Here is a 26285-nt window from a genome sequence, read left to right as displayed (position 1 = left end):
GCCGGCCACGCGGCGCGACTCAATACATATCGTCATTTCGGAAAGATTTCCATCAGTCGTCCGGCGATTCGCTCCAGCGGACGTATTTCCACCGCCGCGTCGATCGCCGCGGCGGCCTTGGGCATGCCGTACACCGCGCTGCTCTGCTGGTCCTGGGCGATGGTCAGGAAGCCCTGCTGGCGCATCAGTTTCAGGCCTTGGGCGCCGTCGCGCCCCATGCCGGTGAGCAGCACGCCCACCGCATCGCCGGACCAGCAACGCGCCACGCTCTCGAAGAACACATCGATCGAGGGCCGGTAGATTTCGTTGACGGGCTCGGCAGTGTAGGCCAGCTCGCCATTCTTAAGGAGACGGATATGGTGGTTGGTGCCGGCCAGCAGCACCTGCCCCGGCTGCGGCGGCTCACCCTCGCGGGCCAGGCGCACCGGCAGGCCGGAGGCGCTGCTGAGCCACTCGGCCATGCCCGCGGCGAATACCTGGTCAACATGCTGGACCAGCACGATGGCCGCCGGAAAACTGCGCGGCAGCCCCTTGAGCAGTACTTCCAGGGCGGCCGGCCCACCCGCGGACGAGCCGATGGCCACCAGTGCGCGGCGCTGCGAGGCCTCGCGCAGCGGCACGCTAACCGCCCGAGGCGCGCTGGGCCGCTGCTGGCCGATCAGCCAGCCGATATTGAGGATCTTGCGCAGCAGTGGCGCGGCTGCCTCGCGTGCATCGCCCGCGCCCAATGCCGGGGTGTCGACCACATCCAGGGCGCCATGGCCCATGGCCTCGAACACCCGGTGCACATTCTGTTTGCGATCCACGGTGACGATGACGATGGCGCAGGGGGTTTCGGCCATGATGCGCCGGGTCGCTTCCACGCCGTCCATGACCGGCATGATCAGGTCCATGAGGATCAGGTCCGGCGTCTGCTCGGCGCACAGGCGCACCGCCTCGGCGCCGTTGCCGGCGACCCAGATCACCTGGTGCGCAGGCTCGAATGCCAACGCCCGGCGCAGGGCCTCGACGGCCATGGGCATGTCGTTGACAATGGCGATTCTCATCCCTGGGCACCTCCGATCAGCTCCACGACCGCATCCAGCAACGCATCGTCATGGAAGCTGGCCTTGGCCAAATAATAGTCGGCACCGGCATCCAGTCCACGACGCCGGTCTTCTTCGCGATCCTTGTAGGACACCACCATCACCGGCAGCGATTGCAGGCGGTTGTCGCGCCGCACCAGGGTGACCAGCTCGATCCCGTCCATGCGCGGCATGTCGATGTCGGTGATCAACAGGTCGAAATCATCGCTGCGCAGCGCGTTCCAGCCGTCCATGCCATCCACGGCCACCGCCACTTCGTAGCCGCGGTGGCCCAGCAGCTTGCGTTGCAGCTCGCGCACGGTGAGCGAGTCGTCGACCACCAGGATGCGCTTGCGCACCGCACCCTTGGCGCCCCGCCCACCGCGCTCGATACGCTCCAGGCGGCCGGTGCTGAGCAGCTTGTCCACCGAGCGCAGCAAGTCCTCGACATCGACGATGAGCACCACCGAACCGTCGTCGAGCAAGGCCCCGGCGGAGATATCCTGGACTTTGCCCAGGCGGGGATCCAACGGCATCACCACCAGCACCCGCTCGCCGATCAGCCGCTCGACGGCCACCCCATAGAGCTGCTCGCGCTCGCGGATCACCACCACCCGCAGGCTCTGTTCGTCGCCCTGTGCCGCCGGCCGGTTGAGAAGCTGGCTGGCGGCCACCAGGCCGATGTGTCGCCCTTCGTGCCAGAAGTGCTGCCGCCCTTCGATCTGCACGATGGCCTCGGCCGCCACGTCGACGGTGCGCTCGATATGCGCCAGCGGGAAGGCGTAGGCCTCGCCGCCCACCTCGACGACCAGGCTGCGAACCACCGACAAGGTCAACGGCACTTCCACATGGAAGCAACATCCCTGGCCGGCCACCTGAGTCAACTCGATGGAGCCGCGCAGCTCACGGACCATGTGCTGCACCGCATCCAGGCCGACACCGCGCCCGGACACTTCGGTGACCGTGTCGCGCAGGCTGAAACCCGGCAGGAACAGGAATGTCAGCAGCTCGGCCTCGCTCATCTGCGCCACCGTCTCGGCCGGTGACAATGCGCGCTCGACGATACTCTCGCGCAAGCGCTGCAGATCGATGCCGGCACCGTCGTCAGACAGTTCGAGGATCAGCAGCCCGGCCTGGTGCGAGGCGCGCAGGCGCACGGTGCCCTCGCTCGGTTTGCCGGCCAGCAAGCGCTGCTCGGGCAGTTCGATGCCATGATCGACCGCGTTGCGCAGCAGGTGCGTCAGCGGTGCCTCGAGCTTTTCCAGCACGTCACGGTCGACCTGGGTCTTCTCGCCCTCGATCAACAGGCGCACCGGCTTGTCCAGCGAGCGCCCGAGGTCGCGGACCATCCGGCTCTGGCCGGTGAGCACATCGGCGAACGGACGCATGCGACAGGCCAGCGCCGTGTCGTACAACAGTTGCGCGCGCTGGCTGGCCTGCCAACCGAATTCGTCGAGATCGGCCGCCTGCTGCAAGAGGATCTGCTGGGTTTCAGCCAGCAACTGCTGGGTCTGGGCCAGCGCTTCCAGCACCTCCGGCCCCTGCCCGCTCTCTTCCAGCTGGACCTTCAGGCCATCGAGGCCGCGCATGCCCTGGCCATGCATGCGCTTCAGGCGCTGCAAGGTGGCCAGGTAGGGTTTCAGCCGCTGGGTCTCGACCAGCGACTTGCTCGACAGGTCCAGCAGGCTGTTCAGACGGTCGGCAGTCACCCGCAATACCCGCTCTCCCCCCTCGCCACCACGCTTGCCGGCCTTGCGGGCAGGCACGGGCTCAGCTTCCGGTTCAGGCTCCGTGGGGGCCTGGAGCGTTGGCTCGGGTTCCGGCCGCGCTGGCATGACAGCGGGCGGCACGCTTGGAACGCCAGCCTGCGCGGGCGCAGAAGGGTCGAGCAACGCGGTCATCTGTGCCAGGAACACCGCCACGGCGGCTTCGCCGCCCTGATCTCCAGGGGTCGCGATACGCATCAACAGGTCGGTACCTTGCAACAAGGCGTCGATATGCTCCGGGCGCAGCAGCAGGCGGCCCTCCTGAGCGGCCACCAGACAGTCTTCCATGACGTGGGCGACGCTGACCCCGGCATCGATGCCGACAATGCGCGCCGCCCCCTTGAGCGAGTGCGCCGCACGCATGCAGGCCTCGAGTTGATCGGGTTGCGCAGGGTTGCGCTCCAGCGCCATCAAGCCGGCGCTGAGCACCTGGGTCTGGGCCTCGGCCTCCAGGCTGAACAGCTCGAGCAGCGACGCATCGCGCATTTGCTCCGGGGTCATGACAGGCTCCGCTTCACGGCTGACATCAGGTGTTGTTCATCCAGCACTCGCACGCTGCGCCCTCGCCACTGCAACACGGCAGCGGTGAAATGCGCCGCATCGCGGCCGTTGTCCTGGCCCGCAAGGTCAAGCCGATGGATGCCGTCGATCTCGTCCACCGGCACCACCACCGGCCCGCCCTCGGCCGCCAGGATCAGCATGCGCGGCATGCTCCGCCCGGTGCGCTCCGCGCCCGCCTGCGTCGGCACGCCCAGCAGGTCGGCGAGCGACAGGCAAGGCACCAGCGCACCGCGCACATTGGCGACGCCCTGCAACACCCGCGAGCGCTGGTGCGGCAACGAGTGCACCGGCTGCGCCGGGGCGATCTCGGCCAGGCAGGCGGTGGCCAGGGCCAGCCACTCCTCGCCCAGGCGGAACAGCAGCATCGAGCGGCCGACCGCGCATTCCTCCACGATGGCCGTTTCGACCTGCTCGTCCTGGACCAGCGCATAGCGGTCCAGCAGGCGCGTGGCCGCGTCGGCATACACCTCGCAATTGCGGCAGTGCACATGCCGCTCCAGCAACGGGCACTGCTTGTCGCCATGCACGCCGATGCGGTTCCAGCAATCATCGATGGGCTGGTCGTCATTGGCGATCAGTTGCATATGGTATCCGCCGCTCATCGTTCAGACTCCCTGCCAGCTCGGGCGGCACGCTCCTGCAGGCGCCGGGCACCGGCATCATCCCCCTGCGCGGCCAGCAGCATGGCCAGGTGCATCAGTGCCTCAGGGTGCTGCGGCTCGAGGTATAGCGCCTTGCGATAATGGGTGATGGCCTGCGCGGCATCGCCTTCGGTGTCACTGAGCAACCCCAGCCAGTAGTAGACCTGCGCCTTGGGGGCGAACTGGCGCAGATAGCGTTCGCAGTCCGCCCTGGCCTGCTGGTTTTCACCGGCATTGGCCTGCCGGGCAATGAGGGCCAGCAACTGCGCTTCGCCCTGCGCCGGGACCGGCGCCGCTGGCACGGCGCTCGACCTGGCGGCTCGGGGCGGCAGTGCCACGAGACGCGGCGGCGGCGGCGCGACCGGCTGGCGCGCAACCGGCAACGGCTTGGCAACAGGCGGTGGGGCATCATCCTGGCGCACATAGGCGAATGACTGGGCAATCCCCAGCGGCCGCATGCCCAGGCGCGCCAGCAGGCTGCCCTCGGCGGGGCCGATGAACAGCACGCCCTGAGCGTGGATCAGGCGCTTGAGTACCTCGAACACTCGCTGCTGGGTCGGAACATCGAAGTAGATCAGCAAGTTGCGGCAGAACACAAAATCGTACAACCCTTCACGCGCCTTGAGCGCCGGGTCGAGCACGTTGCCCGCCTGCAGGCTGACTTGCTGGCGCACCCGCTCATCCAGGCGATGGGTATCGCCGCTTGGGCTGAAGTGCCGCTCGCGAAAGGCAAGCTCGCTGCCGCGGAAGGAGTTGCGCCCGTATAGCGCCTGCTCGCCCTTGGCCACCGAACTGGGGCTGATATCAATGCCATCGACGCGGAAAGCGCCCGGGCTCAGGCCACCGTCGAGCAAGGCCATGGCGATCGAGTAGGGCTCCTCGCCCGTCGAGCACGGCAGGCTGAGGATGCGCAAGGGCCGTGCGCCGGCAAGTTCTGCCGCACGCTTGTGCGCCAACCCCGCCAGCGCGGTGAAGGATTCGGGGTAACGGAAGAACCAGGTCTCCGGAACGATGACCGCCTCGATCAAGGCCTGCTGCTCATCGCTGGACTGCTGCAAACGCAGCCAATAGTCGTCGAGATCCGCAGCCTGCACGAGCGTGCAGCGCTGGCGCAGTGCGCGCTCGACCATCGCTGTGCCGACCGACTCCACGTCCAGCCCGATACGTTCCTGCAGGAAACGGAAGAAACGTTGCTCGCTCATGCTGGCTCCTGCCCGGGCTCGACGGGGTACAGCAGCTCACGCACCGCGTCCGACAACAGGTCGTTCACCTGGATGCGCTGCAACAAACCGCGGGCGTCCTGGCGCACCGGCCCGAGATAGCGCGCGTCGGCATTGTCCAGGCCGTATGGCTGGAATTCCTCGGGGGCACAGCGCAGCGTATCGGTGGCCTGCTCCAGGACAAGCCCCAGTTGCAGGTCAGGACGGCGCGGGTCAGCGCGATAGTGCACCAGGACCATCCGCGTACTGCTGCGCGACTGTGCCGGCATGCCGAAGCTCAGCGCCGACAGGTCGATCACCGGTACCAACGCACCACGGTGGGCGAGCACGCCGGCCACCCAGCCCGGCGCCTGGGCGATGGGTTTGAGGGTACGACACGGCAGCACTTCGATCACCTCACGCACGTCCAGGGCGAAGCGCTGGTCGGCGATGCGAAATTGCAGGTACAGCACGCCCTTGCCGGCTGATTCGCGATCCTCGCGAGGGGACGGTTCGTTCATCGTCGTCAGACTTTGAACCGCGAAACACCGCCACGCAGCCCGGCGGCTACCTGGCTCAGTTCGTCGATGGCGAAGCTGGCCTGGCGCAGCGATTCCACGGTCTGGGTACTGGCATCGCTGAGCTGGGCCAGTGCCTGGTTGATCTGCTCGGCGCCGGTGGCCTGGGCCTGCATGCCCTCGTTGACCATCAGCACCCGCGGCGCCAGCGCCTGTACCTGATGGATGATCTGGCTGAGCTGCTCGCCCACTTGCTGCACCTCGAACATGCCGCGGCGCACTTCCTCGGAGAACTTGTCCATGCCCATCACCCCGGCCGACACCGCCGACTGGATCTCGCGCACCATCTGCTCGATGTCATAGGTGGCCACGGCGGTCTGGTCGGCCAGCCGGCGTACTTCGGTGGCGACCACGGCGAAACCGCGACCGTACTCACCGGCCTTCTCTGCCTCGATGGCGGCGTTGAGCGACAGCAGGTTGGTCTGGTCGGCGACCTTGACGATGGTCACCACCATCTGCGTGATATTGCTGGCCTTCTCGTTGAGGATCGCCAGCTTGGCGTTGACCAGGTCGGCGGCGCCCATCACCTGGTGCATGGTCTCCTCCATGCGCGCCAGGCCCTGCTGGCCGGCACCGGCAAGGCTCGAGGCCTGGTCGGCCGACGAAGTGACTTCGGTCATGGTGCGCACCAGGTCCCGCGAGGTCGCGGCGATTTCCCGCGAGGTGGCGCCGATCTCGGTGGTGGTGGCGGCTGTCTCGGTGGCGGTGGCCTGCTGCTGCTTGGAGGTGGCGGCGATCTCGGTGACCGAGGTGGTCACCTGCACCGACGAGCGCTGGGCTTGCGACACCAGGTTGGCCAGGGATTCGGCCATTTCGTTGAAGCCACCCTCGATCGCGCCGAACTCATCCTTGCGGTCCAGGCTCAGGCGCATGCTCAGGTCGCCCGAACGCAGGCCGTCGAGGGCGTGCACGATGCGTTGCATGGGGGCGGTGATCGCGCGCATCAGCAGCAGGCCGCAAATGCCGGCGGCGACGATTGCCAACAGCAGCGAGACGATCATGCTGCCTTTGGCGGTGGCCACGGCGCTGACGATTTCATTGGTGGCGTTGTCGGCCGACTCCCGGTTGCGCTCGATCACTTCGTTCAGATGCAGGCGCCCTTCTCTCCAGGCGGGCGTCAGCACCTCGGCGATCAAGCGCTGGGCTTCGGCGTAGTTCTTCTGGCGATAGGTTTCCAGGACCTGATCGACGATCTTGACGTAAGCCTCTTCCTGGCGCGTGAAATCGTCGAACGCGGCCTGGTCGGCCGGGTCGCGGATAGTGCCCTGGTAGCTGGCCATATGCTGCTTCAGACGGTCGTCGAAACTCTTGAACAACTCGGCATCGGTCGTGGTGAACTCGCGGTGGTTCGACAGGCCGACCAGTTGCTGGCTGGTCACGTAGCTGTCGACCCAGGCGCTGCGGATCATCGAGCTGTAGTAGAGCCCGGGAATGCTGTCGGACCCTACCGCCTCCTCGCTGGACTCGATCGCCACCAGCCGCGAGTAGGCGGCCACGATCATCAGCAGCATGATGGCGATGATCACGGCGAAACTTGCCAGGATCCGTTGGCGCAAGGTCCAGTTCTTCACATTCAGCCCTCAGGAATTCGATACGAGCGGGAAAAATCGCCGAAGTATAGCCCAGGCTTCCTACGTATTTGCGGCTGAATGCTGCTGTATTCAGGCCTCCGTGCCCATTGATATGGCCAATTGCAGGCTCATTGATCCGCGGCAAGCCTGACCTGGTTCTCCAGCTCCAGGCGCAAGGCAGGGTCCAGACGCAGCTGGCGCGCCAGTTCGTCGAGGTAGGCGCGCTCCATGAAATTCTCCTGGTCGACCATCATCACGCTGGCCAGGTACATCTCGGCGGCCATTTCCGGCGTCTGCGCGGCGCGGGCCACTTCGGCCGGATCCAGCGGCTTGTTCAGTTCGGCGTGCAGCCAGTGCTGCAACTCGCGGTCGCTGTCCAGGCGAGTGAACTCGCCTTCGATCAGGGCCCGCTCACGGTCATCGATATGGCCGTCGGACTTGGCTGCCGCCACCAGCGCCCGCAGCACTGCCTGGCTGTGTTGCTCGACCTGGGCCGGCGGCAGGCGATCCAGCGTCTGCGGCTGCTGATCGCCGGCGCCCTGGCGTGCCTGCCAGTTGCCATAGGCCTTGTAGGCCAGCACCCCGAGCGCGGCCAGGCCGCCGTAGGTCAGGGCCTTGCCGCCGTATTTGCGGGCCTTCTTGTTGCCCAGCAGCAAGCCCATGGCCCCCGCTGCCAACGCGCCACCGCCCGCACCGGACAACAGGCTGCCAAGGTTCCCCGAACCTTTGTCGCTGACGCCCTTGCCCTGCTGGTTCTGCAGCAGGGATTGACCGGTTATCAAAAGCTGATCGAGCAGACCACGCGTGTTCATCTGACAGGCCTCGCAAACATTCACGGTTGAGAAGGCCCCAGAGTAGGCCGACAAGCTGAAGCCTCGCTTAACGCATTTGCATCCGAATGTTGCCCTCCTCGGTTTGTTGCCACGGCCAGTCGCTTCTAATCTGTAGCGTCACTGCGGCACAGTGCGCTCGAGTACCACAAGGAGAACCGCTCCATGCAAACCCGAATGCTGATCAACGGTCACCTGGTGAACGGCGAAGGCCCGGCCTGGACCGTGCTCGACCCGGCCAAGGGCAGTGCCCTGGCACAGATCAACGAAGCCACCGAGGCCCAGGTCGACATCGCCGTGCGCGCCGCCGACCAAGCCTTCGAGCACTGGTCGCAGAGCACGCCGAAGGAGCGCGCCAGCGCATTGCTGGCCATTGCCGAGGTCATCGAACGACACGGCGAGGAACTGGCCCGGCTGGAATCGGACAACTGCGGCAAGCCCTATGCCGCGGCGCTCGGCGACGAGATCCCGGCCATCGCCGATGTGTTCCGCTACTTCGCCGGTGCCGCACGCTGCCTGGGTGGCCTGGCGGCGGGCGAGTACCTGCCCGGGCACACGTCGATGATCCGCCGCGACCCGCTGGGCGTGGTCGCCTCCATCGCGCCTTGGAACTACCCGCTGATGATGCTGGCCTGGAAGATTGCCCCCGCGTTGGCCGCCGGCAACACCGTGGTCATCAAGCCATCGGAGCTCACCCCGCTGACCGCCCTGCGTCTTGGTGAGCTGGTCGGTGAGCTGCTACCGGCCGGCGTGCTCAATATCCTTTTCGGCCGTGGCCAGACCGTCGGCAACCCATTGGTCACCCATGCCAAGGTGCGCATGGTGTCGCTGACCGGCTCCATCCCCACCGGCGCGCACATCATTGGCGCCACCGCCGACAGCGTGAAGCGCATGCACATGGAATTGGGCGGCAAGGCACCGGTGCTGGTGTTCGACGACGCTGACCTCGACGCTGCCATCGATGGCATCCGCACCTTCGGCTTCTACAACGCCGGGCAGGACTGCACCGCCGCCTGCCGGCTGTACGTGCAGGACGGCATCTACGAACGCTTCGTCGAACGCCTGGGCGCGGCGGTGGCGAGCATCAAGCCAGGCCCGCAGCAGGCGGCCGACACCGAACTCGGCCCGTTGATCAGCGCCCAGCATCGCGACAAGGTCGCCGGCCTGGTAAACCGTGCCATCGCCCAGCCGCACATCCGCCTGGTCACCGGTGGCAAGGCACTGCCCGGTGATGGCTTCTTCTTCGCGCCGACCGTGCTGGCCGATGCGCTGCAGGACGATGAAATCGTCCGCCACGAGGTGTTCGGCCCGGTGGTGTCGGTCACCCGCTTCAGCGACGAAGCCCAGGCGCTGGAGTGGGCCAACGACTCGGAGTATGGCCTGGCCTCGTCGGTGTGGACCCGTGACAGCGGACGCGCCCACCGCCTCGCCGCACGGCTGCAATATGGCTGCACTTGGGTCAACACGCATTTCATGCTGGTCAGCGAGATGCCGCACGGCGGGCAGAAGCATTCCGGCTATGGCAAGGACATGTCGATGTACGGGCTGGAGGACTACACCTGTGTGCGCCATGTGATGTTCAAGCACTGATGCACCAATAGCCGGTGGGGGCAAAACACCCACCGGCTGTTGTTGCAACGCACCGCGATATCCGCCAAACCGCCTGCGGCTGAGTCAGTCGCGCAGGTCCGATTCGTGGATCGGGTTGGCCCGGCTTGTCGCGCGTTGGTATTGCGCCGGCCAGGTCGCCTTGTTGCCGCCCAGGTCGTCGTCGGCGTGCAATGGCCAGTAAGGGTCGCGCAACAGTTCGCGGGCCAGGAAGATCATATCGGCCTGGCCGGTACGCAGGATATGCTCGGCCTGGGCCGGCTCGGTGATCATGCCGACGGTGCCGGTGGCGATCTCCGACTCCTTGCGCACCCGCTCGGCGAAACGGGTCTGGTAGCCGGGGCCAGTGGGGATTTCTGCATTGACCGAGGTCCCTCCCGACGACACGTCGATCAAGTCGACGCCCAGGGCGCGTAGCCGGCGGGCCAGCTCCACGGTCTCGTCCGGGTTCCAGCCATCCTCGACCCAGTCGGTGGCCGACACCCGCACCAACAGCGGCAGCTCCTGTGGCCAGGCCTGGCGCACCGCCTCGGCGACTTGCAGGGTCAGGCGGATACGGTTTTCAAAGCAGCTGCCGTACTCGTCGCGGCGCTGGTTGCTCAGCGGCGAGAGGAACTGGTGCAGCAGGTAGCCGTGGGCAGCGTGGATCTCGACGACCTTGAAGCCGGCCTTCAAGGCCCGCTCGGTGGCGGCGACGAACGCGCTGACGACCTGCTGGATCTCGTCCTTGCTCAGTTCATGGGGGACGGTGTGCTCGGGGTCGAAGGCAATCCTGGAGGGTCCTACCGGCTGCCAGCCGCCGTCTTCGAGCTTGACGCTGCCGTGCTTGCCCAGCCACGGCCTGTGGGTGCTGGCCTTGCGCCCGGCATGGGCCAGCTGGATGCCGGGGACGGCGCCCTGGGCGGTGATGAAGCGGGTGATGCGCTGCAGCGCGGGGATCTGCGCGTCGTTCCACAGGCCGAGGTCTTCTGCAGTGATGCGCCCATCGGCGGTGACCGCGACCGCTTCACTGATCACCAGGCCGGCGCCACCGACAGCGCGGCTGCCCAGGTGCACCAGGTGCCAGTCATTGGCCAGGCCGTCGACGGCGGAGTACTGGCACATGGGGGAAACGGCGATACGGTTGGGCAGGGTCAGCTGACGCAGGGTGTAGGGTTCGAGCAGCAGGCTCATGGCGCACCTCCCAGGGACTCCAATGGTTGCCGGGCCGGCATTTGTAGTGGGGCGTGGGCCGGTACCGGTAGGTTTCAGCCTAGACCATGGCTCCGAGGGGCGTTCGCCCATCGCCCTGCGCCGCTCGTTCCTCCTCGCGCAAGGTCAGCACCTCGACGCCACTCTGCGTCACCGCCACGGTGTGCTCCCATTGCGCCGACAGGCTCCGGTCACGGGTAATTACCGTCCAGCCATCGCGCAAACCGCGGGTCCCGCGCCCACCCTGGTTGATCATCGGCTCGATGGTGAACACCATCCCTGGTTGCAGCTTCATGCCCGTGCCACGCTGGCCGTAGTGCAGCACCTCCGGCGCCTCGTGCATCTGCGTGCCGATGCCGTGCCCGCAATACTCGCGCACCACGCTGTAGCCGGCGGCCTCGGCGTGGGCCTGGATGGCGTGGCCGATATCACCGAGGGTCGCGCCGGGGCGCACCTGCTCGATGCCCTTCCACAGCGCGGCATAGGTGGTGTCCACCAGCCGCCGGGCCTCTTCGCTGATCTGGCCGATGCTGTACATCTTCGACGAATCGGCGATATAGCCGCCCTGCTCCAGGGTGATGTCGACGTTGACGATCGAACCCTCCTTCAGCACCTCGTCGGCCTTGGGCATGCCATGGCAGACCACATGGTCCACCGAGGTGTTCAGGGCAAAGGGAAAACCATACTGGCCCTTGCTCGCCGGCCGCGCCTTGAGGGTCTGGACGATGAAGGCCTCGGCGCGGTCGTTGATCTGCATGGTAGTCACGCCGGGGCGGATGAAACCGTCGAGGTCGGCGAACACCCGGGCCAGCAACTGGCCGGCACGGCGCATCAATTCGAGCTGGGCGGCGTCCTTGAGGATGACCTTGCTCATTGCAGCAGCTCCTTGAGATTGGCCTGCTCCTGGCGCAGCAACTGGCGCAGCAGTTCCTGGTAGGTGGCCTGCGGGTGCAACTCGGCCAGCATGCCGATGCGGATCCAGTGCTCGGCCTGGGCGTTGATCGAGCGCGACAGCGCGGCGCTGGCCACGCGCAGGTCTTCGTGGAGGTCGTCGGCGATCTTGACGATGCCCATGTGCGATTACCTATATATGAAACGTATGCGAATCATATATCCATAAGCCAGCTGGCGCCATTCGCTGGTGCACCGTTCCCCATATCGGTGCGCGCGCCCCTCCCGGGCGAGCCCACTCACACCGCAGAGACGCGCCCCGCCGTGATATGGCCCGGGATTTGCTGCCGGCAAGGCATCGAGGCCATCAACGCCGATGGTCCTCCCTCCACGACGAAGGCGCCGTGTTGCCCCGCTTGCCACTTGCAGGCCGGGCAGCCGGCGCCTTTGTCGTTTCGTCAGCAGGAGATCGTGATGAGCGGCAGTGAAGTGCGCAGTGTTTGCCCGTATTGCGGAGTCGGGTGCGGCATCGTCATGCACGTGAGTGAAGGCAAGATCGTCAAAGTCAGCGGCGACAAGCAGCACCCCAGCAACTTCGGGCGCCTGTGCACCAAGGGGCTGACCGCCCATGTGCCGCTGGAGGCCGGGCGCATGGCTCACGCGTTCGTCCGTGACCAGCGCAGCCAGCAGCCAGCCCGTCGCCCGCTGCAGACCGCCATCGCCGAGACGGCCGGGCGCCTGCGCACGATCATCGATACCCACGGCGCCGATGCCGTGGCTTTCTATGTCTCCGGGCAAATGTCGCTGGAGGCCCAGTACCTGGCCAACAAACTGGCCAAGGGCTTCATCCGCACCCGCCATATCGAGTCCAACTCACGCCTGTGCATGGCCAGTGCCGGCAGCGGCTACAAGCAATCGCTGGGCGCCGACGGCCCGCCCGGCAGTTATCAGGATTTCGAGCGCGCCGAGGTGTTCCTGGTGATCGGCGCGAACATGGCCGACTGCCACCCGATCCTGTTCCTGCGCCTGCTCGACCGCCTCAAGGCCGGTGCCAGGCTGATCGTCGTCGACCCCCGGCGCAGCGCCACCGCCGACAAGGCCGACCTGTTCCTTCAACTGCGCCCGGGTACCGATCTGGCCCTGCTCAATGGCCTGCTGCACCTGCTGCATGCCAATGGCCACACCGACGCGGACTTCATCGCCCGCCACACCGAAGGCTGGGAGGCACTGCCGGCGTTTCTCGCGGACTACCCCCCCGAACGCGTCGCGGCCATCACCGGACTGGCCGAGGCCGACATCCGCGAAGCCGCCCGCCTGATCGGCGAGGCGGGCGAATGGATGAGCTGCTGGACCATGGGCCTGAACCAGAGCATCCACGGCACCTGGCACAGCAATGCCCTGTGCAACCTGCACCTGGCCACCGGCGCCATCTGCCGCCCCGGCAGCGGGCCGTTCTCGCTGACCGGCCAACCCAATGCCATGGGCGGCCGCGAGATGGGTTACATGGGGCCGGGCCTGCCGGGCCAGCGTTCGGCGCAGGTGGCAGCCGACCGCGCCTTCGTCGAAGCGCAATGGCAACTGCCCCCCGGCACCCTGCGCAGTGAAGGGGGCGAAGGCACCGTGGCACTGTTCGAGCAGCTCAAGCATGGCGAGGTGAAAGCCTGCTGGATCATCTGCAGCAACCCGGTGGCCAGCGTCGCCAACCGCCAGCAGGTGATCGACGGCCTGCGCCAGGCACAGCTGGTGATCAGCCAGGACGCCTTCCTCGACACCGAGACCAACCGCTACGCCGACATCCTGCTGCCGGCGTCATTGTGGGCCGAGGGCGAAGGGGTGATGATCAACAGCGAGCGCAACCTGACCTTGATGCCCCGCGCCGTCGAGGCGCCCGGCGAAAGCCTCGAGGACTGGCGCCTGATCGCGCGCATCGCCTGTGCCCTGGGTTATGCGCACGCCTTCGACTACCCCGACGCCGAAGCGGTGTTCGATGAGATCCGCCGCTTCCACAACCCGGACACCGGCTACGACCTGCGCGGCATCGACTATGCCGACCTGCGCCAGGGCCCGCGGCAGTGGCCAAGCGCGCCGGGGCGCAAGGACGCTCGCAGCCCCCAGCGCTATGTCGCGCCAGACGCCCCACAGACGCCGGTGTTTCCGACGCCCACCGGCAAGGCCCGGTTCTTCGCCCGCCCCTGGCTGCCGCCGGTGGAGCTGCCCGACGCTGCCTTCCCCTTCGTGCTCAACACCGGCCGCTTGCAGCACCAGTGGCACACGCTGACCAAGACCGGCCAGGTACCCAGCCTCAACAAGCTGGAGCCCGGTCCCTTTGTCGAGATCCACCCCGACGACGCCCGGCGCCTGGGTATCGCGGACAAGGACCAGGTGGCGATCCGTTCGCGCCGCGGCCAGGCCGTGCTGCCGGCGCGACTCAGCGAGCGGGTGCTGCCGGGCAACTGTTTCGCCCCGTTTCACTGGAACGATCTGTACGGCGAGCAACTGGCAATCAACGCGGTGACCTGCGACGCGGTGGACCCGACTTCGCTGCAGCCGGCCCTCAAGCACTGTGCCGTGGCCCTGGAACGGGTCGCCGGCGAGCGCATCGACACCCTTGAACTGACGCTTCCCCCGGACCCCATCGCCATGCCCACCGCCACCCTGTCCCGCCTGCTCGGCCTAGAGACATTGCCGGCTCCGATCCTGGCCGAGCAAGAACGCCATTACCTGCAAGGTTTCCTGCTCGGCCTGAGCCAGGCCCGCACCGAAAACGTGCCTTGCCTGCCGCCCGATGCGCCCCTGGCGCCGGAGCGACGCCTGTTCGTCAACGGCCTGCTGGCCGGCCTGTTCGCCCGGCCCGCGCCGGCGTCGCAAGCAGCGCTCGAAAGCCCTCGTCACCACGTGCTGTGGGCCTCGCAGACCGGCAATGGCGAGCACCTCGCCGAACGCTGCGCCCAGCACCTGCGCGACGCGGGGCTGGTGGTCGCGCTCAGTTGCATGGAGGCGGTGCGCCCATCCCAACTGCGAGACGCCGCCAGCCTGCTGCTGATCGCCAGCACCTTCGGCGACGGCGATGCGCCGGACAGCGGCGCCACGTTCTGGCGAGCCCTGCAGGACGAAGAAGGCGCCAACTGTGCCACGCTGCCCTACGCCGTGCTGGCCCTGGGGGATTCGAGCTACGACCAGTTCTGCGGCTTCGGTCGCAAGCTCGACCAACGCCTGGCCGAGCTGGGGGCCCGGCGTCTGCTGGCCAGGGTCGACTGCGAGCCGGATTGCGAAGCGGCCTTCGGCGCCTGGCTCGATGCCCTGCTGCCCAAGCTTGGCAGTATCCCGACGGCTACCACCACCGCATCGGCCACCGCCCGCGACAAACACCAGCCCTTGCCTGCCACCTTGCGGGAGAACCGCCTCCTCAGCGGCCCGGATTCAACCAAGGAGACTCGCCAACTGGTCTTCGACCTATCCGGCAGCGACCTGCGCTATCAACCCGGCGATGCCCTGGGCGTATGGCCGCGCAATTGCCCGGGCCTGGTCGACGAGCTGCTGATGCTGATGCAGCTGGACGGCCAGGCCGAGATCGAACTCGAGGGCCATGCCCCAATGCCCCTGCGAACCGCGCTTGAGCGGCACCTGGACATCACCCAGGTCAGCCGCCAGCAACTCGAAGTCTTCAGCCAGCACGCCAGCGGCCTGCAACGCCTGCTGCTGCCAGCATGCAAGGACGAACTCAAGGAATGGCTGTGGGGCCGCCAGTTGGCCGACGTGCTGCGCGAGTACCCCCAGGTCATGCCGCTGGGCAACTGGTTGTCGCTGCTGAAACCCTTGCAGCCGCGCCTGTACTCGATCAGCTCCAGCCCCCGGGCTCATCCCGGCCAGGTACACCTGACCGTCTCCATCGTGCGCCATGGCCAGCGCAAGGGCGTCTGTTCGAGCTTCCTCGCGGACCGGGCAGCGGCGCTGGAGGTGGGGGTATTTGCGCAGCCATCGAAACATTTCCACCTGCCCGAGGACGACGGGGTGCCTATCGTCATGATCGGCCCCGGTACCGGTATCGCCCCCTTCCGCGCCTTCCTCGAAGAGCGCGAACTACGTGGGGCCCCAGGGCGCAACTGGCTGTTCTTCGGCGAACAGCATGCCGCCTGCGATTTCTACTACCGCGAACAATTGCAGGCCTGGGAGGCCTGCGGGCATGTGCGCCTGAGCACGGCGTTCTCCCGTGACCAGGTGGAAAAAGTCTATGTACAGCATCGCCTGCTGGAACACGGCGCCGAACTGTGGCAATGGCTGCAGGCGGGTGCCCATGTGTATGTGTGTGGCGATGCCCGGCATATGGCCCGGGATGTGGACACGGCCTTGCGCCAGCTCGTGGCGGAGCACGGCGGCCTGGACGAGACCACAGCTGCGGCGTATGTCGAGGGGTTGGGGCGGGACAAGCGCTACCTGCGAGATGTGTATTGATGCACCACGGTGGTGAGGCTTGCACCTTTGTTGTGCCCCGAACGGCCTCATCGCCGGCAAGCCGGCTCCCACAAGGATACGCCGCAAACGGGCCCGCAGCCCGGTGGGAGCCGGCTTGCCGGCGGTGAGTCCCGTGAAGGCTACCGATGGGTGGCCGCTTGGCACACTCCCTGCTTTTCAACGAAGTACAACAGCCCCTCGATCAACGGCGATCGTCCAGGGGCCTCACACTGATGAGTACAGGCAAAGGCGCCTGGAGCTTCGGCTCCAGGCGCCTTTTTCGTTTTTCCGTGATCGAGGATCGGCTATGCAGGCAACAGCGAACGAAGCACAACGAGCGCGACTGGTCATCGTCGGCAACGGCATGGTCGGCCATCACTGCGTCGAGCAGCTGATCGAACGCGGCGCCAGCGCGCGCTTCGAGCTGCACGTGTTCGCCGAGGAGCGCCAGCGCGCCTACGACCGGGTGCACCTCTCGGAATACTTCACCGGCAGTTGCGCCGAAACCCTGGCCCTGTGCGACCGCGACTACTATGCGAGCAACGGCGTGCACCTGCACCTGGGCGAGGCGGTAGTGGATATTGATCGCGAACGCCAGGAAGTGATCACCGCCGAAGGCCGCCTCGGCTACGAACAGTTGATCCTGGCCACCGGCTCCTATCCGTTCGTGCCGCCCATCGAAGGGTCCAGCGGCAATGCGCGCCTGGTCTATCGCACCCTCGAAGACCTCGATGCGATCCGCGCCGCCGCCGGCAGCGCCCGCCGCGGCGTGGTGGTCGGCGGCGGCCTGCTCGGCCTCGAAGCCGCCAACGCCCTCAAGTCGCTAGGCCTGCAAGCGCATGTGGTGGAGTTCGCGCCGCGGCTGATGCCAGTCCAGTTGGATAGCGAGGGCGGCGCGGCGCTCAAGGCGCGCATCGAGGCGCTGGGCGTAGGCGTGCACCTGGCCCGCGCCACCCAGTCGATCAGCACAGGCGAACACTACCGCTACCGCATGAATTTCGACGGCGGCGAACACCTGGAAACCGACCTGATCGTGTTCTCCGCCGGCATCCGCCCGCAGGATGCCCTGGGCCGAACCTGCGGCCTTACAATCGCCCCCCGCGGCGGCGTGGTGATCGACGGTCAGTGCCGCTCCAGCGACCCGCGCATCTTCGCCATCGGCGAATGCGCTTCGTGGAACGGCAGCGCGTTCGGCCTGGTCGCCCCGGGATACGCCATGGCACGTAACCTGGCAGCCCTGTTGATGGGCGAGTCGGCAAGCGAGTTCAGCGGCGCCGACATGTCGACCAAGCTCAAGCTGCTGGGTGTGGATGTTGGCTCCATCGGCGATGCCCAGGGCGTCACGCCGGGGGCGCGCAGCTATCGCTTCATCGACGAAGCCACGGCCTCCTACCGGCGCCTGGTGGTCGATGCCAGCGGCAAGCGTGTGCTTGGCGCGGTGCTGGTCGGCGACAACAGCTACTACGACACCCTGCTGCAATACGCCCAGAACGGCATCAAGCTACCGGCCGACCCGGCCGCGCTGATTCTGCCCCAGGGCTGCGGCGCGCCGGCGCTGGGCGCCGATGCCTTGCCCGACAGCGCGACCATCTGCTCGTGCCACAACGTCAGCAAGGGCGCGGTGTGCGCCGCCATCGACAGTGGCTGCGGCGACCTCGCCGCCGTCAAGGCATGCACCAAGGCCGCCAGCGGTTGCGGCGGTTGCGCGGCGCTGCTCAAGCACGTGTTCGAGCACGAACTGAGCGCCCGCGGCGTGACCGTCGACAAGAGCCTGTGCGAACACTTCGCCTACACCCGCCAGGAGCTCTACGGGCTGGTGCGGGTTGAAGGCATCCGCACCTTCAACGAGCTGCTCGAACGCCATGGCAAAGGCCAGGTGGGTTGCGCCATCTGCAAGCCGGCGGTGGGCAACATCCTCGCCTCGTGCTGGAACCAGCCGATCATGGACCCGGCGCTGGTACCGCTGCAGGACACCAACGACACCTTCATGGCCAACATGCAGAAGAACGGCACCTACTCGGTGGTGCCGCGCATCCCCGGCGGCGAGATCACCCCGGAAAAACTGATCGTGATCGGCCAGGTGGCAAAGAAGTACGACCTCTATACCAAGATCACCGGCGGCCAGCGCATCGACCTGTTCGGTGCCCAGTTGCACGAACTGCCGCTGATCTGGGGCGAGCTGATCGCCGCCGGCTTCGAGACCGGGCACGCCTACGGCAAGTCGACGCGCACGGTGAAATCCTGCGTCGGCAGCACCTGGTGCCGCTATGGCGTGCAGGACAGCGTGGCCATGGCGCTGCGCCTGGAGGACCGCTACAAGGGCCTGCGCGCGCCGCACAAGCTCAAGTTCGCGGTGTCTGGCTGCACCCGCGAATGCGCCGAGGCGCAAAGCAAGGACATTGGCGTGATCGCCACCGACAAGGGCTGGAATCTCTACGTGTGCGGCAATGGCGGCATGCGCCCACGCCACGCCGAACTGTTCGCCACCGACCTGGACGACGAGACCTTGGTGCGCCTGATCGACCGCGTGCTGATGTTCTACATCCGCACCGCCGACAAACTGCAGCGCACCTCGGTGTGGCGCGAGGGCCTCGAGGGCGGGCTCGACTACCTCAAACAGGTGGTAATCGACGACAGCCTGGGCCTGGCCCGCGAACTCGAGACGCAGATGCAGCAGGTGGTCGACCGTTACGAATGCGAATGGGCCAACGCCTTGGGCGATCCGGAAAAGCTCAAGCGCTTCCGCACCTTCGTCAATGACCAACGCGCCGATCCCGATGTGCACTTCGTGCGCGAGCGTGGCCAACGCCGGCCGGCGGCGCCCCTGCAGTTGATTCCCACCCATGAGGAGGCAATGTGATGAACCTGTCCAGCACGGCTGTAGCAAGTGAAACCCGCTGGCAGGCGGTGTGCCAGGCCAGCGACCTGGTCGCCGACTCCGGGGTGGTGGTGTGGCATGAGGGCGAGCAGGTGGCGTTGTTCTACGTGCCGGGACAAGGGCGGGAGCTGTATGCCGTCGGCAACCGCGATCCACGCTCAGGCGCGAACACCATCGGCCGTGGACTGCTGGCCAGCCTGGGAGCAACGGTGGTGGTGGTGGCACCGCTCTACAAGCAGCATTTCTGCCTGCAGGACGGTGCGTGCCTGGAGGATCCGACACAGCACTTGCCAGTGTGGCCGGTGCGTATCCGTGGGGCGACGGTCGAATTGGGGCTGAGGCTCATATGACACGGCCAGGTACAGCTCGATCACCCGACGTCAGTGAGATCAAGGTACAGCCTCGAATCCGCCCGGGTCAGTTCAGCCGCAAGCCTGCCTTGATGGCTTCCCAATGGGCAAGATCGACCGCTTCCAGCGGTGTTTCCTTGCTATAGCTGACCGCCACGAAACGGGCCTGCCCGCTTGGCGTGTAGGCCAACTGACGTTGATACGAGACCACTTCGCCGCGCTTGAACTGCAGGCTGACTTCCAAGCCGTGAATGGCACGATCGACGCCGGCGCTGACCGGCAGTGGGTCGCTGATGACCGCCCCAAGGCGCTCACGCAACTGCGCCAGTTGCTGCTGGTAAAGCGCCTCCAGCGTCTGCCCGGCAGCCAGCGGACTGCGGGCGATCACCAGGGTGGTGCCACGCTGACGGAAGGTCAGCATGTTCATGGTGGTGTCTTCGGGCGTTTCATCGCCCAGTTCAAGGACCAGGTCCTGGGTCAGGTAGGCGGCCATTGCGCAGCTCCATGCATCGAAGCGGCACACGCTAAAGGTTCGGGGCTTTGCCTGCAAGGGAGGAACCGCCGTCCGCCGACGAAGATCACCCGGACGTTGCAGGTCTGGCCCGCACGGATACACTGCCCGGCATGAACCTCGATACCCGCATCAAGTTCCGCCATCTGCTGTGCTTCCTGGAGATTGCCCGACAGGGCAGCCTGGCCAGGGCCGCCGACGTGCTGGCGATCAGCCAGCCTGCGATCTCCAAGACCCTCAAGGAGCTGGAGGATCTGCTGGAAGCTCGCCTGTTCGAGCGCAGCCACCAGGGCGTCGCCCTGACCCCGGCCGGTACCCGCTTCATGCGCTATGCCGGCCCCAGCGTGCAAGCGCTGCGTGACGGGGTCGGCAGCGTGCGAGGGGAAGCGCGGGCGCCGTCGCAGGTGCGTATTGGCGTGCTGTCGACTGTCGAAGGGTTACTGATGCCCGAGGTGCTGTGCCGCTTGCACCAGCAGCACGAGGCATTGGTAATCAGCGTGGTGACCGGGGCCAGCGCCCAGCTGCTCGGGCAGTTGCACCTTGGCGAGCTGGAACTGGTGATAGGCCGTATGACCGACAGCCCGCAGATCCAAGGGCTGTCGTTCGAGCACCTGTACAGCGAGTCGATGACCCTGGTGGTGCGACCCGGACATCCGCTGCTGGCGGCTCAGCCTATTGATCGCACGCAGGTCGGTGCCTATCCACTGGTGCTGCCACCGCCAGGCACGACCATTCGCCGGCATGCCGACAGCCTGTTCGTGCAATGCGCGATCCAGCTGCCGGCACAGCGCCTGGAGACTCTGTCGCTGGCCTTGAGCAGGCGCTACGTGCTGGGCAGCGAGGCGGTCTGGGTGGCGCCGCGCGATGCCGTGCTGATCGACCTCGGGCGGGGAGAACTGGTCGAACTCGACCTGGGTGTGCGTGAGCCGGGCGGCTCGGTGGGCATCTGCCGCAATGCGGCCTTGGCGCAGAGCCTGCCAGCGCAGTGGTTGTGCGAGGTGCTCCGGGAGGTCGCCGAAGCTTACCGGATTGGGACATACCCCTGACAACCCGACGCGCGGATTCCTATACAATCCACGCCAGTTACCAGCGCCTCCAGGACCTCTTTCATGGACGAAACCGCGCAGCACTGGCTGCATGCCCTCTCCGCCCCCATGGCCGCCCTCAACGGCGCCAGCTACACCGCCCCCGACTACTTCGAAGGGGAAGACCAGACCGATCTGGAGCGCTGGTGGGGGATCAGCGACCGCGCCCAGTTGCTGGACATGCTGAACATGGCCGACAACGGCCACGCCACCGAAATGAGCGAAGCCTACTGGCAGTACCAGCGCTGCCTGCCCAGCCAGTGGCAGGCCCTGCTCGACACCTTGCCCCCACGCGAACGCATCCGCCACGAATACGCCGCCCGCACCTTCCCCGACTGTGGCCCGGGCGGCACCCGGGCCTGGGACCTGGGGCGCATGAGCTTCCTGCTGCGCGCCGGGGTCAAGAAAGGCCTGATCGACCGCGACGAAAGCCTCTACCTGCACTACCGCCTGGCTCTGCGCGCACGCCACTACTACAACCGCTGGGACTGTTACCTGGCCGGCTACCTGTTCGGCAAGGCGCTATGGAATGTCAGCGACAGCAGCGACGAGACCTTGGCCGCCGATCTCGAGCGCCAGGGCAGCGAGCACTGGAACCGCTGCATCCTGCTTAACCTGCGCCTCGGCGCCCATGAGTTGCTGGCCGGGTTGCCCTGGGACATGGACCTGCCCGAGCCGCCGCGCCCCGCCACCCTGGAAGAGGACTGCTGGTCATGAGTTGCTGGATTCGCCTGGGGATCGAACCGACCCAGGACCTCGACGCCATCCGCCTGGCCTATCGCGGCCGCCTGCCCACGCACCACCCGGAAACCGACCCGGAAGGTTTCCAGGCCCTGCGCGCGGCCTACGAGGAAGCGCTGCGCCTGGCCCGCGAGCAGGAAACCCACGAGGCCGAGCCAACGGTCGCCGAGGACACGCCACATCCGACACTGCAGCACTTCCATCGCCTGCTCGAGGAGCCGTCGCTGCGCTTCGACCCGCAAGCCTGGCAGGGCTTCATCGCCGAGCTGGACGAACTGCCACTGGACGAACTGGACGACCTCGGCTGGCAGCTGTTGCACACCCTGCGAGACTGCGGGCCGCTGTCCCATCACTGCGCGGGCCTGCTAGCCCGGCGCCTGGGCTGGGCCGACCAGTTGCTGCGCCTGGACAACCCCCACGAAGTGGAAGCCTTCCTCGACCGTCTCGCGCAGCCGGACCCCTTCGATACCGCATGCATGCGCGACTGGCCAGCCCCGGCGCAGATGGAGAGCCTGTGGTATTTCCGCAGCCTCGAGTACTGTTACCAGCACCGCCCATTGTTCGAGTACGAGCAGTTCGCCAGCGTGCATACCTGCCTGGCGATCCCGGACGACTCGGCGCTGGTACAGCGCCTGCTGGTGCAGTTCAGCCAGGCCGGCATCGCCAGCCGGACCTTCCACGGACTGCTCCAGGCACAACAAGCGCAAACCCCGGACGATGCCGACCTGCTCTACCTGCTGGCCCGCCAGGCCGATGCCCTGGGGGCCGAGCAACAAGCGCTGGACTGCTGGTTGCGGCTGTACCGCCAACACCAGCATCCACAGGCCGAGCGCTGGCTGATCGACCTCTGCGCCCGCCATCAACCCCAGCGTCTGCCCTTGCTGATCCAGGCCTTCGACTGCTTGCATACGCCAGCCGGCTGGCCCGAGAACCTCGGCGACCCGGCCCAGGCCTTGGGCAGCCCGGGGCAGTCACCGCAGACCCTGGCGCGGTGGTCCGAAGCCTCGCGCCTGAAGCTGGACGGCATCGCCAACACCTTCGTCGACTGGCATCTGGACGGTGACGACGAACTGCCGCTGCTGGCCTGGCTGCTGCAGGAGCAGCCGGAGCAGAATCTGCACCGCTTGTATTGGCATGCCTGGGCCCTGCAGCGCGGCGAGGCCGGTTTGCTGCGCCTGGTCCTCGCCCAGCCACCGGCCGAGGACGCCCTCGACGCGCTGATCCTCGAGGGCTTCCAGCGCCAGGCGAGCCAGCAGTTGCATTGGCTCGATCAGGCTCCCGTGGTCCAGGCGCTGACGCAACTCAGCGCCAGCGATGATCCGGCGGCTACCTTGCCCGAGGCCCTGACCGAGGATGCCATTCGCCCGGTCTGCCGTGAATGGCTGCGGCGCATGCGGGTCTATCCGGCCCATGCCCTGCACACGCTCAACCGTCAGTTCGACATGCGCCGCCTGTTCACCACCCCGTTCGGCCTGCAACTGCAAGACCGCCTGGCCGAAGCCGGAGTTCTTTTACCTTCGATGCCCGAGGGCGAGGCACTGTGGCAGTGGCACCGCCAGCAGCTGTTCATGCTGGCCCTGCTGGAGCAACCTTCACGTTGGCTGGCACTGATCGATCCGGCCTTGCCCGGGCAGTTGCACTACCCGGCCGAGCATCCGTTCGCTCCGACACACGCCCTGCTCTGTCAACTGCTGACCAGCCCCGAAGGCGCCAGTGGACTGCTCGGCAGCCTGGATATCCGCGATCCGGTACAAGCCCTGATCTCGGCACGCCTGCTGACCTTGCAGCAGGCGCTCAACAGCATGCGCCTGCCCAACGCCGTGCAACTGCTCGCTTGCCTGGACAACGACGACGGCGGACTGCGTACCGATTATCCGCTGGGCTACCTGCTGTTCTGCGCAGTGCTGCACCATGATCCGTCGCTGGACGAACCACAGCGCTGCGCGTTGCGCGACCGCATGCAGGCGCTGGACCTGCAAGACGACTGGTTCGAAGCGCTGCGCCGGGGGCTGCTGAACGGCCAGGCCAAGCATCCGCCGGCTGCCGCGGTACGCGCGCAAGGCCTCGACAGCCGCACGGTCGACGACGTACTGGATGCGCTGCACCGCCTGCTGAACACTTGCACCCCACCCAAGACCCGGCTGCTGCGCGCCCTGCAAAAGGTCAAGGACGACCCGGAACAGGACCCCGGCCTGCGCTGCGCGATCATGGCCGTGCTGTCATGGAGCGAACGCCTGCTGTTGGACATGATCAAGGAACCGCCGGCGCCGATGTGGGCGTTCTGGAAGCTCAAGAGTCGACTGAACCGTACGGGCCTGGCCGTGCACGTGGCAATCATCGCCTTGGGCGCCAGCCTGATGCTCCATATCCCGGCGATGTTGGTGGCGATCAGCATCCTGTCGATCAGCGGCTTCCTGCGTCGCCTGCGCGACTTCGGCCACGGCGTGCCGGCACTGCTGCTGGTGATGGTGCTGACCCGCGTGCTGCCGTTCTCGTCACTGGTGCTGCTGGGCCTGCCCGGCGACAAGCTGCCAAACCGTTACGGCCCGGTACCGGGCAAAGGGCAGCCGCTGGAAGGCGGCCTGCAGGCCACCCTGCGCCGGCTCAACGCTCAGTAACGCAGCTCGTCGAGCGCCTGGCTCAATGCCTGGCGCTCACGGCTGATCTCGCCGGCCTGCTGCCCGGCCAGCACGGCATTGAAGGCGTCCAGCCAGCTGCCGATCAGCTCGCGCTCGTCGCCCAGGCTCTGCATCCAGGCTCGCTCCAGGCGGGCCAGCAAAGTGCGGTTGGGCAGCGTGTCACGTGGGTGGATCTTCAATTTTGCCAGGCGTTCCTCACTGGCCTGGCGTGCCTGCGCATCCAGCCCGGTGGGGCTGCGGTCGATACTGTGGCTGTGCTTCTGGCCGCTCTCGAGGAAGGTCACGTCCACTTCCAGCAGGCCGTTGATGTCGTAGCTGAAGCGCACGTCCAGCGACTGGATCTCGCCGGTCGGCTGCAACGGAATCTCGAAACTGTCCACCAGGATGTTGTCCCGCACCCATGGCCGCTCGCCCTGGTACACGGCGATGCGCACGAACTTCTGTTCCGGGTGGCTGCTGTAGAAACGCTGCACCTTGGACGTGGGGATGATCGTATTGCGCTCGATGATCGGCGAGAAGGCACCAGTGACATCCTCGCCCCGGGACGAGGCCACGCCAAGGGTGTAGGGGCAGACATCGGTCAGGATCAGTTCGTCGATGGCCGCGTCGCGGGCCTTGCACGCCGCCTGGCTGGCGGCGCCGAGGGCAACGATGGTATCCGGGTCCAGGTGCCGGTACGGCAGGCGCCCAAACAGCTTGGCCACCAGTTGCTGCACCTGCGGCATGCGCGTGGCGCCGCCGACCAGCACCAGGCTGTCCAGCTCGCGCGGGCTCAAGCGGGCATCACGCAGGGCCTGTTCGATGGGAGTGCGTACCCGTGCCAGCAAGGGCGCCCAGATCGCCTGCAGCTTCTGGTCGTCCAGCTGCCACTCGCGGGGCTGGCCATCCATGCTCCAGGCAAAGGTGCGACTGCCCTCGCCCACTTCGCACTTGAGCTGCTCGATGGCGTCGTGCAGGCTGGCCAGGGCCTGGGGCTCCAGGTCTTCGGCCTTGAGACTCCAGTCACGCAGGCAGGCCTGCAGCAGCGCCTCGGTGAAATCCTCGCCGCCCAGGTAGTTGTCTCCGGTAGAGGCATGCACCTCGATCAACGGCAGGGCGTACTCCAGTACCGTGACGTCGAAGGTGCCGCCGCCCAGGTCGAACACCAGGGTGCGCTCGAACTTCTGCTCATGCAGGCCATAGGCCATCGCGGCGGCGGTGGGTTCGTTGATCAGCCGCTGGACCTTGAGCCCGGCCAGTTCGGCCGCGAACACCGTGCGTTTGCGCTGCTCGTCGCTGAAATAGGCCGGCACCGAGATCACCGCCTCGCTCACCGGGCAGCCCAGATAGGCCTCGGCGTCCTGCTTGAGCGAACCCAGCACCAGCGCCGACAGCTCTTCAGGGGTGAAACGGTGTTCGCCCAGGGCGTAACGCTTGTCGCTGCCCATGAAGCGCTTGAACGCCGCGGCGGTACGTTGAGGGTGCGTGGTCAGGCGCGCCCGGGCGGCCTGGCCGACGAGGATGCTGCCATCGTCATCGACGCTGACCACCGACGGCGTCAGCACCTCGCCCAGAGCATTGGCGATCAGCCGCGCTTCGCCATCCTGCCAGACGGCGATCAGGCTGTTGGTGGTACCCAGGTCGATTCCCAGCAAGGGAGTGGTGTGTGTCGGAGCGGGAGAGAGGCTGGCATCCTGCATGGTCGGTCTCTTGCTTGCAGTAGGAACCGGCGCAAGGCCTGCTGGCCACT

19 protein-coding genes are annotated in these 26285 nt (G+C 66.8%); 7 read left to right on the top strand and 12 right to left on the bottom strand.

The annotated features are described in order from the left end of the window. Positions 1-32 precede the first annotated feature (32 nt). From ACQ4OD_RS05720 to ACQ4OD_RS05690, 7 genes are all read right to left on the bottom strand, one after another. Positions 33-1046, bottom strand: a complete 1014-nt coding sequence (locus ACQ4OD_RS05720; protein ID WP_038705558.1) for a chemotaxis response regulator protein-glutamate methylesterase — start codon at positions 1044-1046, stop codon at positions 33-35. Continuing rightward, the gene (locus ACQ4OD_RS05715; RefSeq protein WP_430944008.1) at positions 1043-3331 is read right to left on the bottom strand and encodes a hybrid sensor histidine kinase/response regulator; all 2289 of its coding nucleotides are present in this window, start codon (positions 3329-3331) and stop codon (positions 1043-1045) included. The genes ACQ4OD_RS05720 and ACQ4OD_RS05715 overlap by 4 nt, the downstream gene beginning before the upstream one ends. Beyond that, a complete protein-coding gene (locus tag ACQ4OD_RS05710) occupies positions 3328-3993 on the bottom strand; it encodes a chemotaxis protein CheW (RefSeq protein ID WP_256591220.1) in 666 nt (221 codons plus the stop codon). The genes ACQ4OD_RS05715 and ACQ4OD_RS05710 overlap by 4 nt, the downstream gene beginning before the upstream one ends. Next, positions 3990-5234, bottom strand: coding sequence for a CheR family methyltransferase (locus ACQ4OD_RS05705; RefSeq protein ID WP_139669515.1), 1245 nt, complete (start codon positions 5232-5234; stop codon positions 3990-3992). The genes ACQ4OD_RS05710 and ACQ4OD_RS05705 overlap by 4 nt, the downstream gene beginning before the upstream one ends. Next, positions 5231-5752 carry a chemotaxis protein CheW gene (locus tag ACQ4OD_RS05700; RefSeq protein WP_102681601.1) on the bottom strand — a complete coding sequence of 174 codons (522 nt, stop codon included), beginning with the start codon at positions 5750-5752 and terminating at the stop codon, positions 5231-5233. Before ACQ4OD_RS05700 ends, ACQ4OD_RS05705 begins: the two co-directional genes overlap by 4 nt. Positions 5753-5757: 5 nt before the next feature. Further along, positions 5758-7380 (bottom strand): methyl-accepting chemotaxis protein, encoded by a 1623-nt coding sequence (locus tag ACQ4OD_RS05695; protein WP_139669513.1) that lies wholly within the window; start codon positions 7378-7380, stop codon positions 5758-5760. Between the two features lie 128 nt (positions 7381-7508). Then, entirely contained in the window at positions 7509-8192 is a 684-nt protein-coding gene (locus ACQ4OD_RS05690; protein WP_430944007.1) for a tellurite resistance TerB family protein, read from the bottom strand. Positions 8193-8375: 183 nt separating this feature from the next. Between ACQ4OD_RS05690 and ACQ4OD_RS05685 the strand changes: the two genes are divergently transcribed. Beyond that, complete coding sequence (locus tag ACQ4OD_RS05685; protein WP_258701093.1) at positions 8376-9800, top strand: gamma-aminobutyraldehyde dehydrogenase; 1425 nt, start codon at positions 8376-8378, stop codon at positions 9798-9800. An 84-nt stretch (positions 9801-9884) separates the two neighbouring features. On the opposite strand, the gene ACQ4OD_RS05680 is transcribed toward ACQ4OD_RS05685, so the two are convergent. From ACQ4OD_RS05680 to ACQ4OD_RS05670, 3 genes are all read right to left on the bottom strand, one after another. Beyond that, positions 9885-10991, bottom strand: coding sequence for an NADH:flavin oxidoreductase/NADH oxidase (locus ACQ4OD_RS05680; protein ID WP_139669510.1), 1107 nt, complete (start codon positions 10989-10991; stop codon positions 9885-9887). 79 nt (positions 10992-11070) lie between these two features. After that, positions 11071-11883, bottom strand: a complete 813-nt coding sequence (gene map / locus ACQ4OD_RS05675) for a type I methionyl aminopeptidase (protein ID WP_198754685.1) — start codon at positions 11881-11883, stop codon at positions 11071-11073. Then, entirely contained in the window at positions 11880-12083 is a 204-nt protein-coding gene (locus tag ACQ4OD_RS05670; RefSeq protein ID WP_046856862.1) for a ParD-like family protein, read from the bottom strand. Before ACQ4OD_RS05670 ends, map begins: the two co-directional genes overlap by 4 nt. A gap of 291 nt (positions 12084-12374) precedes the next feature. Here ACQ4OD_RS05670 and ACQ4OD_RS05665 point away from each other — a divergent pair, with 291 nt between their 5' ends. The 3 genes from ACQ4OD_RS05665 to nirD all read left to right on the top strand — a co-directional run bounded on the left by ACQ4OD_RS05665 (position 12375) and on the right by nirD (position 19580). Next, positions 12375-16352, top strand: coding sequence for a molybdopterin-dependent oxidoreductase (locus ACQ4OD_RS05665; RefSeq protein ID WP_430944006.1), 3978 nt, complete (start codon positions 12375-12377; stop codon positions 16350-16352). Between the two features lie 307 nt (positions 16353-16659). Then, on the top strand, positions 16660-19212 hold the full coding sequence (gene nirB / locus ACQ4OD_RS05660) for a nitrite reductase large subunit NirB (protein WP_430944005.1): 2553 nt from the start codon (positions 16660-16662) through the stop codon (positions 19210-19212). Then, entirely contained in the window at positions 19212-19580 is a 369-nt protein-coding gene (gene nirD, locus ACQ4OD_RS05655) for a nitrite reductase small subunit NirD (RefSeq protein ID WP_430944004.1), read from the top strand. The genes nirB and nirD overlap by 1 nt, the downstream gene beginning before the upstream one ends. Before the next feature lie 67 nt (positions 19581-19647). On the opposite strand, the gene ACQ4OD_RS05650 is transcribed toward nirD, so the two are convergent. Then, positions 19648-20073, bottom strand: coding sequence for a DcrB-related protein (locus ACQ4OD_RS05650; RefSeq protein ID WP_102681592.1), 426 nt, complete (start codon positions 20071-20073; stop codon positions 19648-19650). A 131-nt stretch (positions 20074-20204) separates the two neighbouring features. On the opposite strand from ACQ4OD_RS05650, the gene pcaQ reads away from it, so the two are divergent. The 3 genes from pcaQ to ACQ4OD_RS05635 all read left to right on the top strand — a co-directional run bounded on the left by pcaQ (position 20205) and on the right by ACQ4OD_RS05635 (position 24535). Continuing rightward, positions 20205-21137 carry a pca operon transcription factor PcaQ gene (pcaQ, locus tag ACQ4OD_RS05645; RefSeq protein ID WP_139669499.1) on the top strand — a complete coding sequence of 311 codons (933 nt, stop codon included), beginning with the start codon at positions 20205-20207 and terminating at the stop codon, positions 21135-21137. Positions 21138-21200: 63 nt separating this feature from the next. Continuing rightward, positions 21201-21893 carry a DUF1266 domain-containing protein gene (locus tag ACQ4OD_RS05640; RefSeq protein WP_102681590.1) on the top strand — a complete coding sequence of 231 codons (693 nt, stop codon included), beginning with the start codon at positions 21201-21203 and terminating at the stop codon, positions 21891-21893. Then, the gene (locus ACQ4OD_RS05635; RefSeq protein ID WP_430944003.1) at positions 21890-24535 is read left to right on the top strand and encodes a molecular chaperone DnaJ; all 2646 of its coding nucleotides are present in this window, start codon (positions 21890-21892) and stop codon (positions 24533-24535) included. The genes ACQ4OD_RS05640 and ACQ4OD_RS05635 overlap by 4 nt, the downstream gene beginning before the upstream one ends. Here ACQ4OD_RS05635 and ACQ4OD_RS05630 read toward each other — a convergent pair. Further along, a complete protein-coding gene (locus ACQ4OD_RS05630) occupies positions 24529-26235 on the bottom strand; it encodes a molecular chaperone HscC (RefSeq protein WP_139669496.1) in 1707 nt (568 codons plus the stop codon). The genes ACQ4OD_RS05635 and ACQ4OD_RS05630 overlap by 7 nt on opposite strands. Between the last annotated feature and the right edge of the window lie 50 nt (positions 26236-26285).

The sequence above is a fragment of the Pseudomonas sp. WC1 genome (assembly GCF_050586565.1).
GTDB lineage: Bacteria > Pseudomonadota > Gammaproteobacteria > Pseudomonadales > Pseudomonadaceae > Aquipseudomonas.
The sequence above is the reverse complement of the archived record's forward strand: the minus strand, read 5'-3'. Positions and strand labels throughout refer to the sequence as shown.